This window comes from Ferroplasma sp. (genome assembly GCF_037442045.1).
Classification (GTDB): Archaea; Thermoplasmatota; Thermoplasmata; order Thermoplasmatales; family Thermoplasmataceae; genus Ferroplasma.
Genome location: NZ_JBBIRC010000033.1, coordinates 1 through 14,119, shown reverse-complemented (window position 1 = coordinate 14,119; position 14,119 = coordinate 1). Strand labels below are relative to the sequence as shown.

General features: G+C 35.5%; 13 protein-coding genes and 1 tRNA gene. 12 read left to right on the top strand and 2 right to left on the bottom strand.

Annotated features, from left to right (window positions below; translation table 11 throughout):
- The 5 genes from WKI77_RS05485 to WKI77_RS05465 form a co-directional block, all read left to right on the top strand.
- Positions 1–1,336: cytosine permease (locus WKI77_RS05485; protein ID WP_337860820.1), on the top strand; the 1,336-nt coding region annotated here is incomplete at its 5' end.
- Entirely contained in the window at positions 1,326–1,757 is a 432-nt protein-coding gene (locus WKI77_RS05480; RefSeq protein ID WP_337860819.1) for a dCTP deaminase, read from the top strand. The genes WKI77_RS05485 and WKI77_RS05480, both read left to right, overlap by 11 nt.
- Positions 1,758–1,824: 67 nt before the next feature.
- Positions 1,825–2,343 carry a nicotinamide-nucleotide adenylyltransferase gene (locus WKI77_RS05475; RefSeq protein WP_337860818.1) on the top strand — a complete coding sequence of 173 codons (519 nt, stop codon included), beginning with the start codon at positions 1,825–1,827 and terminating at the stop codon, positions 2,341–2,343.
- A 78-nt stretch (positions 2,344–2,421) separates the two neighbouring features.
- Entirely contained in the window at positions 2,422–4,755 is a 2,334-nt protein-coding gene (locus tag WKI77_RS05470; protein ID WP_337860817.1) for a DNA polymerase domain-containing protein, read from the top strand.
- A 55-nt stretch (positions 4,756–4,810) separates the two neighbouring features.
- Entirely contained in the window at positions 4,811–6,040 is a 1,230-nt protein-coding gene (locus tag WKI77_RS05465) for an MFS transporter (RefSeq protein WP_337860816.1), read from the top strand.
- Here the strand turns inward: WKI77_RS05465 and WKI77_RS05460 are convergent.
- Complete coding sequence (locus WKI77_RS05460) at positions 6,037–7,491, bottom strand: phenylalanine--tRNA ligase subunit alpha (RefSeq protein ID WP_337860815.1); 1,455 nt, start codon at positions 7,489–7,491, stop codon at positions 6,037–6,039. The two genes, WKI77_RS05465 and WKI77_RS05460, sit on opposite strands and share 4 nt — an antisense overlap.
- Positions 7,492–7,634: 143 nt before the next feature.
- Here WKI77_RS05460 and WKI77_RS05455 point away from each other — a divergent pair, with 143 nt between their 5' ends.
- From WKI77_RS05455 to WKI77_RS05435, 5 genes are read left to right on the top strand one after another with little or no spacing between them, the layout of a single operon-like run.
- Entirely contained in the window at positions 7,635–9,455 is a 1,821-nt protein-coding gene (locus WKI77_RS05455; protein WP_337860814.1) for a PINc/VapC family ATPase, read from the top strand.
- Between the two features lie 30 nt (positions 9,456–9,485).
- Positions 9,486–9,866: a DUF302 domain-containing protein gene (locus tag WKI77_RS05450; RefSeq protein ID WP_337860813.1), complete on the top strand. Its 381-nt coding sequence runs from the start codon at positions 9,486–9,488 to the stop codon at positions 9,864–9,866.
- 32 nt (positions 9,867–9,898) lie between these two features.
- Positions 9,899–11,422: an oligosaccharide flippase family protein gene (locus WKI77_RS05445; RefSeq protein WP_337860812.1), complete on the top strand. Its 1,524-nt coding sequence runs from the start codon at positions 9,899–9,901 to the stop codon at positions 11,420–11,422.
- A 29-nt stretch (positions 11,423–11,451) separates the two neighbouring features.
- Positions 11,452–11,778, top strand: coding sequence for a methionine--tRNA ligase subunit beta (gene metG, locus WKI77_RS05440; protein ID WP_337860811.1), 327 nt, complete (start codon positions 11,452–11,454; stop codon positions 11,776–11,778).
- Positions 11,778–13,034, top strand: coding sequence for a replication factor C large subunit (locus tag WKI77_RS05435; RefSeq protein WP_337860810.1), 1,257 nt, complete (start codon positions 11,778–11,780; stop codon positions 13,032–13,034). Before metG ends, WKI77_RS05435 begins: the two co-directional genes overlap by 1 nt.
- A 2-nt stretch (positions 13,035–13,036) precedes the next feature.
- On the opposite strand, the gene WKI77_RS05430 is transcribed toward WKI77_RS05435, so the two are convergent.
- The gene (locus WKI77_RS05430; protein ID WP_337860809.1) at positions 13,037–13,306 is read right to left on the bottom strand and encodes a hypothetical protein; all 270 of its coding nucleotides are present in this window, start codon (positions 13,304–13,306) and stop codon (positions 13,037–13,039) included.
- A gap of 136 nt (positions 13,307–13,442) precedes the next feature.
- Here WKI77_RS05430 and WKI77_RS05425 point away from each other — a divergent pair, with 136 nt between their 5' ends.
- Both WKI77_RS05425 and WKI77_RS05420 read left to right on the top strand, forming a co-directional pair.
- The gene (locus tag WKI77_RS05425; RefSeq protein WP_337860808.1) at positions 13,443–14,030 is read left to right on the top strand and encodes a 50S ribosomal protein L15e; all 588 of its coding nucleotides are present in this window, start codon (positions 13,443–13,445) and stop codon (positions 14,028–14,030) included.
- Between the two features lie 8 nt (positions 14,031–14,038).
- Positions 14,039–14,119 (top strand) — tRNA-Ser (locus WKI77_RS05420).

The window sequence follows — 14,119 nt, the reverse complement described above, 5'->3', positions numbered from 1 at the left end:
TTCTAAAATGAAGAAATCCGAATATTCATTTAATGAATTTGAGGCAGTGCCTCTGGAAAAGAGGAAAAACAATTCTTCAGAACTTTTTACTATATGGTTTGCATCCAATCTTACCATTGGTGATTTTGCCATAGGATTTATACCCATACTTCTTGGACTGAGCCTGAAGATGGCACTTTTATCGATGTTCCTTGGAAGTGTAATGGGTTCTCTGCTGGTTGCCTTTATGTCAAGAACCGGAACTATAACAGGGCTTCCACAGATGGTTCTAGGCAGGCGGGCATTTGGCAGGAATTTTGGAACTTTTATGACAGGGCTTCAGTGGTTTAACACTCTTGGATGGCTTACGGTTAACCTTATACTGGCATCCTTTGCATTTTCACTTGCCTTTCATATCCCATATTACGAAATTTCAATACTGGTTACTGGAGTAATAATATTTCTTATCTCCAATTCAGGAAGAAAGGCCATATCAATATTCGAAAGGGCAATGTCAGTTGTTCTTGGGATCCTTTTTGTTATTATTATTGTCAATGCAGGATTTCATATTAATGAGATATCAGCATACAAACCAGTATATTTTGGAGTTGGAGTTGCTTTTGGAATCACACTTGCCACATCATTTTCATATCTCATGTCATGGGGGCCATATGCAGCGGATTATTCAAGATATAACAAAACAAAGAATGCTTTTATTTATACATTTTCTGGAGGCTTTATTGCAACACTGTGGGCAGAAATAGCAGGAGTGTTTATAGCAATAATGTCTTTAGACCCATCTGGAAATCCTGCAAGCGATCTGAGCCATGTCCTTGGACCTTACGGCATTATTGGCCTGATTGCCATATTTTTGGGTGGAATTGCAGCTGATGCTATTAATTTATATTCAAATTCAATATCATTAAAAAGCACCGGGCTAAAAATAAGAAGAATATATTCAGTAATTTTCGGCATTTTGGTTGCGGTAGCATTATCCATTGCCCTGTATACAAAGTTTTATTCATTCTATGAAGATTTTCTATTTCTTCTGGATTACTGGATAACACCATGGCTTGGAATAATGATCGCTGATTTCTTTATAGTAAACAGAAAAAATACTTTTAACATAGCAAAAATCCCCGGCTTTAACACATCAGGCATAACAGCGTATTTCATAGCCTTATTTGCCTCTGTCCCTTTTATGGACCCTGGAATAATATATGAGGGGATAATTTCAAAAATGTACCTTGGTGGGGTAGATATAAGCTATTATATCTCATTTTTACTTGCACTCGTACTTTATCCAGCAATCACAAAAATAATTAATAGAGGTGATATACAAAAAAATGTTAAATGATGCTGAAATTATAGAATATGTAAAGTCAGGAAAGATCATTTCTGATAATTATAGTGAAGATTCTATAACTCCGAATGGGTATGACCTTCGAATCGGTGATTATTCGGTTAATACCGTCCAAAGTAATTCGCTGTTTTTCATTTCAAGCATGGAAAGGCTGGATCTTCCTGATAATATAGTGGGTTCTTTGCATATAAAATCAAGGTATGCCAGAAGAGGAATATTTTCTTCACTGGGATTCGTCGATGCAGGATTTAAAGGACAATTAACAATGGCATTCTACAACTTTGGGAATGAGCTTCAGATCAACCTTGGAATGAAATTTGTTCAGCTGGTTCTGTATGAGATAAAATTGCCTGAAAGGAATTATTCAATGCGATCAGGAAATTATCAGAATAGCAATGGCATCAATTTAAAATAAAATCTATTTTACTTCCTACTTTTTAACTCTTATAAAAATTTATTTACAATATGCTTATTAAGGTTAAATGAAAGCCTTTATAATAGGAAGGTTTCAACCTTTTCACAACGGCCATCTGGCAATAATAAAGCACATCCTTGAGCATAACGAATATGTTGTTATAGGAATTGGAAGCGCACAGCTTTCCCATACTGTAATGAATCCATTTACTGCCGGAGAAAGATACCTCATGATATTAAATACTCTAGAAAATAATGGAATTTCCAATTATTATATAGTTCCAATTGAGGACGTGAATTCAAATCCAATGTGGGTTGCGCATGTTGAATCTCTCACACCGCCTTTTCACAGGGTATATACAAACAATCCTCTGGTTAAAAGATTATTTTATGAAAAGCAATATGAGGTTTTATCCCTACCAATGATGAACAGAAACGAATGGTCGGGTACAAGAATACGGCATAAAATACTTAACGATGATGACTGGAAAAAGGATGTGCCAGAAACAGTTTACAATATCATGAATGACCTTGATGGGATTAACAGAATAAAGGACCTGTCAAAAACGGACGAGGACCCGTTATAAAAAAATATAATAATTGAATTTCATTTTAATTTGATTAAATAGGACAAAAATATATATTGATTTAAAATACTATATATGATGAAGCTTAAAATGAGAATTGTCGCAGCCTCATACAGGCAAAGCGATGTAACCGTAGAATTATTCGGGCGTACACAGGATAATAAATCAATAACTGCCCTTTATTATGGATTTAAGCCGTATTTTGATTATGTTGAACCAGATGAAGAATGCATTAAAACAATAAAAGAAAATCCTGAATATATACAAATGGAGGACAAAAAGTTGTTCCTTGATGGCAAAACTGTTAATGTTAAGCGCATATACATAAAGTCGCCATGGAAAGTTCCTGAATTGAGAAAATTATGCAGTTGCCAGGCCCTTGCCGCTGACATCCCATTTCATCACAGATTTATATATGATTTCGACCTTGGATCAACAGTAGAAATAGATGGAGAAATAGCAGAACAGGAAAAAAACAATTATACAACTGATATTGTAATAAAAATAAATAATGTAAAAAAAACGGATGATTTTAACCCTGAACTTAAAATATTTTCGTTCGATATTGAAAATTCAATATCCACAAGGGAAATCTTCGTTATAGGATATTCAATATATTTTGCTGGAAATATTACGGAAGGATCGCTCTCAGGCCCGGAAGCTGAAATCCTTGAGGGCTTTAACAAACTTGTCCAGAATGAAGATCCAGATATTATAACAGGTTACAATATCGATGGCTATGATATGCCATTGCTTGAGGAAAGAATGAAGTATAACAAAGTTCAGTTTAGAATCAGCAGGGATTTCATTTCTCCAAGAAGAATAATGGATCAGTACTGGAGGCTCCATGGAAGGGTTATAGACGATACCTGGTGGGAAGTCAGAAAGGTGTTGCACCCAAAACATGAAACACTGAATTATGTTTCACATGTTCTTTTAAATGAAAGCAAGGAAGACGTTAACCGGCTGGATATTGAGAATGAATGGAAAAACAGGAAAAACGATGTCATTAAATACTGCATTAAGGATGCGAGGTTGGCACTTTTAATATATAGGAAAATCAGGATACTGGACAGAAACTTATATCTTTCAACTGTATCCATGCTTCCTCTGGATGATGTTACAAATGGAGGCACAAGCACATATGTAGATTCATTGTTAATAAGGAGAGCGGACAGGGAAAACATTGGCGTTCCAATGAGTTCAAACAGGTTTTCCGGTGATACATATGAAGGTGGATATGTTCATACCATGGATCCGGGATTGTATGATATGATTGTTGTTCTTGATTTTAAAAGCATGTATCCATCCATGATTATAAAGTATAATATCTGTTTTACAACACTTAGCAATGAAGGCACAATTCAGGCTCCCAATGGTGCAAAATTTCTTTCCCCAGATGTAAAAAAGGGGTTGATACCTGATCTGCTCCAGCAGCTTATGGCAAAAAGGGATGAAGTTAAAAAGCAGATGAAAACAGATAAGGCCAATTATGAATACCTTGATGGGCTTCAGGCTGCAATTAAGGTTTTAATGAATACATTTTATGGTGTCCTTGGCACATCTTTTTACAGGTTCACTAACAGGGAAATCAGCAGTGCAATTACCGCTTATGCGAGGAATACAATAACTTCCATAATTCAGGATATTGAAAATTCCGGAAATAAGGTGATATATGGCGATACCGATTCAATATTCATAGAATCTAAAAAGAAAACACTGGATGAGGCAATAGAGTTTGGAGACAGATTGAGCTCTGAAATATCCAGAAATGAAAACCTTGTCCTTGAATTTGAAAAAATAATGGACCCATTATTTTCACATGGGGCAAAGAAGAGATATGCAGGCAAAATAGTTTATCCACCATCATCTGCAGGTGAAATACTTGTACGGGGATATGAAACCAGAAGGACAGATTCTTTTGATCTCCAGAGTGAATCTTTATCAAAAGTTTTTGACCTTATACTTTCACGTAATGTTGAAGGGGCAAAAAAATACGCAGAAGAACTGGTAAAAGCAGTGATAGAGGGGAAAATATGTACTTCAAAGCTTGTCATATCCAGAAGTGTCAAAAACTTTACCCAGTATAAAAATGAAAAATCAATGGCAAACGTCAATGCAGCAAAAAAACTTATAGAACGTGGAGAAATATTTATTCCTGGAATGAAGGTTTCATGGATTGTAACAGATGCAAATAGAACTCCCCAGCAGGTGGAGCCATTTATAGATGGCCGTGAATTTGCTTACATACCCGATTATTCATATTATTCCAAAAGATTGCAGGAAACATTAAACAGAGTGCTGGAAAGCCTTAACAGCCAGGTCACTGTTTTTAAAGATCCGCAGAGCCGGATTACAGATACTTTTGAGAATAAACCGAAAAAAAGGGATATAGAAGATTTCTTTAAATAATTTATTCATAAACAGTTTAGTAAAAATATATATATTCTTTTACACTTATGTCTAAATGGAAGATACAAGAAAATCCCTTGTTTTTACATCCCTGGGACATTTTGCCAATGATGGAAATTTTCTCCTTTTTCCAACACTTATAGCATATTATAAGATTATTCCCAATGTGAGCATTGCATTTCTTGGGGTCATGGCAATAGTATATAATCTCCTTTCAGGCCTTCTGGGCCCATCAATTGGAAAACTCGCAGACAGAATAGACCATGACGGGGCACTTATATTTCTTGGAATATTGCTTGAAGGATTTTCCGCAATCATATTCGGTGTAGCCTTTGTTTTTCAGTTATATGCAGATTATATAATATTAGTAGCCTCAGTAATTCTGGGAATAGGGCAGGCATTCTACCATCCGATAGGCGCATCCATACTTGCATTCACTTATGGAAAGAAAAATTCATCTTCTGCAATGGGCATAAATGGTTCTTTTGGCAGCCTTGGCAGGGCCTTGATACCATCATTGCTTGTTTATTCTATGCTGTTCCTTGGCAAATTCCACGGATTGATAGTTATAGGAATTTATACAATTATAGCGTCCTTTGTAATACTTACAGGGCTTTCATTTTTTAAAAGGAGCAAATATATAAAAATTGACAGTGTCAAACACAGCAGAAATGGAGAAGAAAGCAAAGCGGATGCTGCAGAGTATAGAAAATACAGAAAATTTCTTTATATTCTCACTGCAATAGTTTTCATAAGGTCCTTTTTCCTTCTTGGCACTGTAACATTTACACCTGATTATTTTGATAATGTATTTCATTCGAAGATTATAATGGGAGATATAGTTACAATAAGTTTCCTTGGGGCAGTTTTTGGGCAGCCTTATTTTGGCACTGTTGTAAGAAAGTATGGAGGGAAATTCACAATTGCTGTAACTACAATTGCCTCCACAGTATTTTTCGGATTGATGCTTATAACTGATAATGTATATCTTGTTACTGTTATTTATTTGATTTATGCCATATTTGCATTCACAAGTTTTCCCGTACTTTTAGGTTATGTTGCTCAGACAATACCGAATAAATTTTCAACCAGGTCAAATGCACTTGTATGGAGCTTTGGCAATATAGTTGGCGGTGCAATTGGCATTGCCATAGTAACACTGCTGCTTTATGTTCACGTATCACTTTTAACAGCACTGATTATAATGCTTATATTTTCAGTGATTTCAATAATCATGCTTCCACTGCTCCCATCAAAAAAGAAAATAGAAGAATTATCGATTTAAAATTTTATCTTATAATTTTTTAGCCAGTCAAGATCGCTGTTGTATATTTCCCTTATATCATTTAAATTGTAATAAAGCATAGCAAGCCTTTCAAGGCCAAGGCCAAATGCAAGTACAGGCTCTTTCAATCCCAGAGGCTTTGTAACTTCCGGCCTGAATATGCCAGAACCACCAAGTTCCACTTCTTTTCCATTTATATCAACCGCAACATCCATACTTGGCTCTGTGTAAGGGTAATATGATGGAATTAATCTTATATTGTTAAAGCCTAGCCTGGAATAAAATTCCCGAAGCAGCCATTTAAGCGTTGATAAATTTACATCACTTCCATATGCTGCACCTTCTATCTGGTATAATTCCGAAAGATGCTTCCAGTCCACACTTTCATGCCTGAATACCTTTTCTATTGAGAATACAAACTGTGGCTTATCCCTGTGCCCATACAAATATCTTATCGTATTTACTGTTGTATGTGTTCTCAGGATTAATTTTCTTGCTTCCTCTTCAGACCATTTATAATTCCAGCCAGGGTATTTGCCATAGCCATGTTCATGCACCTTTTTTACCAGTTTCAGTATTTCAGGGTTCTCAAATTCCATTTGCTCTTTGGAATTGATGTAAAATGTATCCTGAAGATCCCTTGCAGGGTGATCCTGAGGGATGAACAGCATATCCATATTCCATCCCGTGTATTCAATAAAATGCCCGTGCATCTCTGTAAATCCAAGTTCAAGGAAAATCTTTCTTACCTTTTCAATTAAATAGGTAAGTGGATGAAGGCCAGCGCCATTAACCGGCTCAACCCTTGAGTTGAGATCATAAGGGCGGAATTGCATTTCTTTCCATTTCCCGGACGAAATAAGTTCCGGTGTAAGAATCTCTATATAATCGTTTTTTTCATAATTTTCAAGTACTTTTAAGCCATCAATATTAATGTTTATTATTCTTATTGAATATTTGCGCTTTGATACAAGCCCTCTGTGAAGAAATTCCTGAACTGTAGATTGGTCCGGAACTTTGCCTTCTATAATATCTGACAATTTTTTTCTCTGGCCTTCAAACATATCATCAAGGTTTGCATCAGATAATGCTATTTTGCCATCGGCAGGCCTGATTCCATGTTTTGCTATGTTTGCAATAGCTATTTTATAATTATCACCCATATAATTCTTAATATCTTCCATTGTCAGTATTTTCTTTTCCTTTAAAAATCCGTAAAGTTTTTCCTCTGGAAATCCTGTATTAATATATTTTTTGCCCTCATCTGTTACATTTAATATATCCTGAGATATTTTTTTTACATCAATTAATTTTTTTGATTCCAGATATGAGATGGAACTGGATACAATACGTTCATTATCAATATTAATAGTTCCTTCGGGAACGTCTTTTTTGCCATTTATAAAATCCAGAACCTTATATTCGCCCAGGCTTATTTCAGTTTTCTCCATTATACCTTAAATAGTTAGTATATTAAATAATTTTTGAACACACTCATATTTGCTATAAATTTGAATATATGCTTAAAATGCTTTATATTTCGTATTTTTAAGAAATTTAAAATTATTTAAATAATAATAAACAATTAACTAGTGTGGATTACGTACCAGATACATCAGTAATAGTAAGCGGAAAATTCAGAGAATATATTTCAACCAAATCAGAAGCAAGAGTCATACTTGCCGAAGCCATGATTGCAGAAATTGAGCATCAAGCAAATGAAGGCAGGTCAATTGGATTTACTGCACTTGAAGAACTTAAGAAATTAAGGGAATTATCGGATTCAGGAAAAATTTACATCGATATTATGGGAAACCGCCCAATGGAATGGCAGATAAAGAATGCGCACAGCGGTGAAATAGATAATATAATCAGGAATATAGCACTGGATAACAATGCTGTTCTTGTCACTGGCGACCATATACAGAGCATTATAGCATCGATAAAGGGAATAAATGTTGTTTATATTAAGGGCGAAGAAAAAGACGTCAGGGGTATTGAAGAATTTTTTGATGAAAATGCCTCTTCAGTACACTTGAAAGCTGGGATGAAGCCACTTATAAAAACAGGGAAACCTGGAGAAGTTGCATTAAAGGAACTGGATTATACGGTTTCCTACCGTGAACTTGAAAAAATAGCTTATAATATTGTGCAGAGAGGCAAATTTGAGGATCAATCATTTATAGAAATGGATATGTATGGTGCAACCGTCATACAGCTCAGAAATATGCGTATAGTCATAACAAGGCCTCCATTTTCTGATATAATGGAGATAACTGCAGTAAGGCCGGTGGTAAAAACATCAATAGAAGACTATAAGCTTGATAAAAAGGTAATCGAAAGATTACAGAACAAAGCAAATGGAATTCTGGTTGCTGGGTCTCCAGGAGCAGGAAAGAGTACTTTTGTAACTGCACTGGCCGAATACTATGCTTCTACAAATAAAATAGTAAAAACCATGGAAAAACCAAGGGATTTACAGGTTAATGACAGCATCACACAGTATACTTCCCTTGAAGGCGACATGGAAAAAACTGGCGATATACTTCTTCTTGTCAGAGAGGATTATACTGTGTTTGATGAAATGAGGGTTACTTCGGATTTTAAAGTCTATGCCGATCTGAGGCTTGCAGGCGTTGGAATGGTAGGTGTTGTCCATTCAACACGGGCAATAGATGCAATTCAGAGATTTGTAGGAAGAATCGAACTGGGATTGATACCGCAGGTAGTTGATACAGTTCTTTTCATAGAAGCTGGTAAAGTATCCCAGGTTCTCACAACAGATTATGAAGTAAAAGTTCCATATGGATTGAGCCAGGAAGATTTAACCAGGCCGGTAATAGTTATAAAGGATTTCTTAAAAAATAAGCCAGTAAGTGAAATATATACATTCGGAAATCAGATAGTTGTTGTGCCTGTTGGCGATGCACAAAACTTAGTGAATCCACTATTTGCCCTGGCTGCAGCTAAAATCAGGGATGACATGATGAGGCTACTTGATACAGAACATGTTGATGTCCAGATTGTTTCCGAGGGAAAAGCAATAATAAAGGTTCCCGATGCTAAAATACCAAGATTAATTGGAAGAAAGGGGGAAACAGTAAACGGGCTTGAAAAATCATATGGAATTAAAATAGATGTTGACACCCTTTCTGATGATGTTAACATTATGCAGGATGCAGTAATAGAAATAAAAAACAAAACAATATTTATTGATGTTGGAGCAAGGAATAAACCGGTAAAACTTTATGTGGATAATATTTCTGTTCTATCGGCACGCAGTTCTTCAAAGGGAATGATAAAATTAAGGCTTAACAGCGATACTGGAAATACTGTATATAAATACATAAAACAGGGGAAGCGGCTCCAGTATATGGTAATGGATGAGCCGGAATTAAATAAAATTGCTAAATGAAGTTTATATATTTTCCCGCAATACAATATCATGTACTCGTATGAAAAAACTTATAATAAAAATGCAGAAGAAGTATTTGGGGAAATTCATAAAATGTTGAAGGATGCTAACTGGATTGTTATGTCTTATTTTGATTTAAAAGAGATATTCACGAAGATGGGCAAAAATATAGAACCATATTACATACTTGATGTGTGCTATCCACTTGCAGCTGTTGAACTTATAAATGAGAATGCCGATGTGGGTGCATTTATACCATGTAAAGTCGTTCTTATACAACATGGCAAAAATACAAGGGTTTTAATGCCAAAACCATCTGTGCTTTCCAGAGAATATCTTGGCAGCGATGGAAAAATAGCAGAAAAGTATGAAAAACAGTTAATTGAGCTTCTGGATCAAATAAATTCATAAAGTTTATTGGCTGAAATTTATATGCAGTTTTATTGATTGCAAAAAAATCACCCATGCTTGTATTCGGACAAATAGTGAATTCTTTATTTGGATACATAGGATTATTTTTTATTATCAGGTATGTCGGCCTGCAGGAATGGGGATATCTGAGTTTCGCAATGGCTTTTATAGGTGTGTTGAGCATAGCCGGAGACCTTGGCTACGGAACCGCACACCTGAGATATCTTTCTTCCGGAAACTATGATGAAGGGTCATGCAACGGAACATTTCTGGCTATAAGAATGGCACAGACTATGCTTACCATAGCAATTGTACTTGGATCGCTTTTTATATGGTTGTATATTCTTCACAGGGGATTTGAAAACAACATTGAAATATATACAATAATATTACTGCTTCCATATTTCTTCTTCGGCCGTTTGAAGGATATACCGTATCTATATTATAATTCTAAACTTAAATCTGCCAGAATGTCCATACCGCAGATAATCGAGGCTCTTATGCGAAATTCTCTATTTATCATTCTTGGAATTGTATATTTATTGAAAATTCCTGGCTATAATACAGTTGGTGCTGCAATTATAATGGCTATTATTTACAGTATTTCCTATTTTGTATATTTCATAGCATCTTTTCTTCTTGGCCGGCCCTGGAAAATTAATAAGCCATCAATGATACTTTTTAAAAAATATACAAAACTGGCGTATCCCCTTGCTCTTGCTGCTGTCATAGGAACTGTAAGTGGGAATATAGATAAGGTTTTAATTGAATTTTACTGGCATGCTGTGGCAACCGGCGCCTTTGCCAGCCTTCAGAAAATATCAGGCCCAATAACAACTTTTGCAGGCACGATTAGCATATTTTTTATTCCGTTGCTCATGAAAAGCAGGCATTCAGACAATAATAAATTCCAGGGGGATATTTCATTTTTTGAACGGACCATATCGCTGTTTATTCTTCCACTGGTTATTATTTTTATAGGTTTGAGTACATATGTTGTAAATCTATGGTCTGCTGCACTGATCCCTTATTCGGATATATTTATATTCCTTACAATGGCAGCGTACCTTGTTGCAATTAATACTGCATATTCTTCAAGCCTGGTTGCACGTGGCTTAACAGGGAAAATAGGAAAGATTACAATAATAGCATTGTCAATTAATATTATTCTGGATTTGCTCCTGATACCTCCTGAAATATTTGGTGTGAGCTTATTTTCAATGGGTGTTCTTGGCGGTGCCGTGAGTACCTTTATTAGCATAGCATTCGAAACAGTGGCATACAGATTTGTAGTTATTCGTGCTGAAAGTATGAAGCCAGATTTGAGGATATTTATGCAGACCATACCGGCAGGCGCACAGTTAATTTTCCTTATTGGGATAACTCTTTATATAAAAGTTTATAGCATCTTCTTATTTATTCCAGTGGCATCTGTATCGGTAGTTATATTTCTGGCATTTGCAATAATAATTAAGCAGATAACTTTCAAACAAATCATGATATTTGTTAAAGCACTTAATCCGTTTTCTTTTAAAAAAGCAATGAAGGATGAATAAGTTTATAATATATAGGAAAAATACAGGATATGGACGAAATAAGTATTGATGAATTCCATAAAGTTGATTTAAGAGTAGGAAAGGTAATAGAATGTGAAAAAGTAGAAAAATCCAGGAATTTGTTAAAAATCATTGTTGATCTGGGTGACCAGAAAAAACAGATTATTTCCAGCATCTCAAATTACTATTCTCCTGATGAAATGTTAGGAAAAGAATTAATTGTAATAAATAATCTTGCACCTGCAAAGTTTATGGGCCTGGAAAGCCAGGGAATGCTGCTTGCAGTTGAGGATGAAAAAGGCGTTTCTCTTTTAAAACCTGACAGGGATATTGCACCAGGAACGAAGGCCCATTGATGTCACTTGCTGATCAGTACCGTCCGACAGATTTAAACGGATTGCTTTTAAGCAATGAAACGCGGCATGCTATGGTGTCGTGGATTGATTCATGGCTTCAGCATTCCGAAACAAAAAAAGCACTCATACTTTGGGGTCAGCAGGGAATAGGAAAAACTAGTGCAGCATATGCAATAGCCAGTTATGCGGGGATACCTGTTGTGGAAATGAATGCATCGGAGCAGAGAAATAAGGAAAGCATGAAGAAAATTGCCCTCATGGCTTCAGAATACCATGACCTTTTCGAGATTTATGGAAAAACTCCTGACAGAATTATACTTATAGATGAGGCTGACAATATATTTGAATCGCGGAATAAAGCATCCGGCGGGGATACCGGTGGCATGTCAGAACTTCTTGAAATTATAAAGAATACAAAGAATCCAATTGTAATCACCATGAATGATTATTACTCTTTTAGGTCGAAAAATTATGCAAATGATATAATCTCCAGGTCTCTTCCTATTGAAATGGCTCCATATAAAAGAAAGAATGAAAGCAACTATAAAACATTCTTTACTGGTGCACACAAAATCCTGAAGGATATCGGCATGAAAGAGAATATAAACATAAGTGATTTGCAGATAAATGAAATTATTAAAGCAAACGAACCGGATATCAGGGCCATGATTAACGATCTGTACCTGTATAAGTCCATAGAAATTAATTATGGAGAAAATTTCAGGGATTCAAGTGAATCTATATACTATCTGACATCGGATACATTTCGCAAAGAAGATTACAGCCAGATCCTTTCATCCCTTTATAAAATGGATGAAGACACAGATTTTTACATGAAATGGATAGATGAAAACATACCTTATGAGTACACTGATCCAGAAGATGTGATGAATGTGTATGATATGATCTCTATTGCAGATGTTTATTACGGAAACAGATTCAGGGATTTCGCACTTTCAAATTATGCTATGGAAATAACAGGCGGCATTTCATTAATGGCAAAAAAAAGAAATAGCCATTATGTAAAATACAACTTTCCATCCTATATTAAAAAACTTGGAATGCGGAAAAAGAATATGGAATTATACAACACACTGATATTTTCAAACAGAATGGCCGCTATTTCACATGCATCGATTGCTATAATATCAAAAAATATGTGGTTTTACCATATTGTAAGGCAGAAGGATAAAAAGCTATATTCGTTTTTAACAGCAATCCTGGGTATCATAGAAAAACAGCGCTCGAGTAAATAACACTATTGATGTATATTGCTTTCAATTGCATTCAGCAAAGCTCTTTTGCATTTTTTTATTGTTCCGCTCACGATTATTATATTGCCGCCCTTTTCCTCTATTATTCTGCAAATTGTTGATTTATTTAACTGATTGCAGAGATATATTGAAAAATTTTCTTTTTTAAATTTCCTCTTGATCTGATAGGAACTGTACAGGTATCTATCCATTTTTTCCGGTTCACTGTCCCATAATGCCAGTATATATCTTTTTCTTATTACAGATCCTTTCAATAATTACATAATGTATATTTACTATTTTGAATTTATCATGTTTACCGTTTGTTTGAAAAGATTGATAATTTGTTCCACTTCAATAAAAATGTATAAATATCATTTATAAATGAAGTAACAACTAAAAGTGAATAATATGGAAACTTCATACAGTTTAATAAGAAATGAATGGAAACATCTTAAAAAATCAAGTATATATGGTCTTCAGAAGGAAAGAATGATATCATGGAGAAGAGGAGGTGCTATCGAAAGAGTAGAACATCCCACGAGGTTAGACAAGGCCAGAAATATGGGATACAAGGCAAAAGAAGGATATATAGTTGTAAGGGCAAGAGTCAGAAGAGGCGGCCAGCACAAGCCTAAAATAATGGGAGGAAGAAGGCCAAGAAGGCTTGCCTATACAAAGATGACATTAAAGAAAAATATTCAGGTAATAGCAGAAGAGCGTGTTGCAGATAAGTATCCGAACACTGAAGTGCTTAATTCTTATTATGTTGGGGAAGATGGGCTTTACAAATATTACGAAGTAATACTTATTGACAAAGCTACACCAGCAATTTACAACGATCCAAAAATTTCATGGATAGTAGAGCCACAGAATAAAGGCCGTGCATACCGTGGCCTGACATCTGCAGCATATAAGAACAGGGGTCTTGGCCATGGAAGGCTGGGAAGCAGCAAAAGCAGGCCTTCTATAAGATCAAATGGAAGACTCCGCAAGTAATTTTTAATGCCACGGTGGCCCAGTGGTACGGCGCCAGCCTTGAGAGCTGGTTCCCTTGTGGATCGGGTGTTCGAATCACCCCCGTGGCG

Excerpts from the sequence above, each read along its gene's own strand:
- WKI77_RS05425 (WP_337860808.1), top strand. The coding sequence starts at position 13,443 with ATGGAAACTTCATACAGTTTAATAAGAAATGAATGGAAACATCTTAAA.
- WKI77_RS05465 (WP_337860816.1), top strand. The coding sequence starts at position 4,811 with ATGGAAGATACAAGAAAATCCCTTGTTTTTACATCCCTGGGACATTTT.
- WKI77_RS05475 (WP_337860818.1), top strand. The coding sequence starts at position 1,825 with ATGAAAGCCTTTATAATAGGAAGGTTTCAACCTTTTCACAACGGCCAT.
- WKI77_RS05480 (WP_337860819.1), top strand. The coding sequence starts at position 1,326 with ATGTTAAATGATGCTGAAATTATAGAATATGTAAAGTCAGGAAAGATC.
- WKI77_RS05460 (WP_337860815.1), bottom strand. The coding sequence starts at position 7,491 with ATGGAGAAAACTGAAATAAGCCTGGGCGAATATAAGGTTCTGGATTTT.
- WKI77_RS05470 (WP_337860817.1), top strand. The coding sequence starts at position 2,422 with ATGAAGCTTAAAATGAGAATTGTCGCAGCCTCATACAGGCAAAGCGAT.
- WKI77_RS05450 (WP_337860813.1), top strand. The coding sequence starts at position 9,486 with ATGTACTCGTATGAAAAAACTTATAATAAAAATGCAGAAGAAGTATTT.
- metG (WP_337860811.1), top strand. The coding sequence starts at position 11,452 with ATGGACGAAATAAGTATTGATGAATTCCATAAAGTTGATTTAAGAGTA.
- WKI77_RS05435 (WP_337860810.1), top strand. The coding sequence starts at position 11,778 with ATGTCACTTGCTGATCAGTACCGTCCGACAGATTTAAACGGATTGCTT.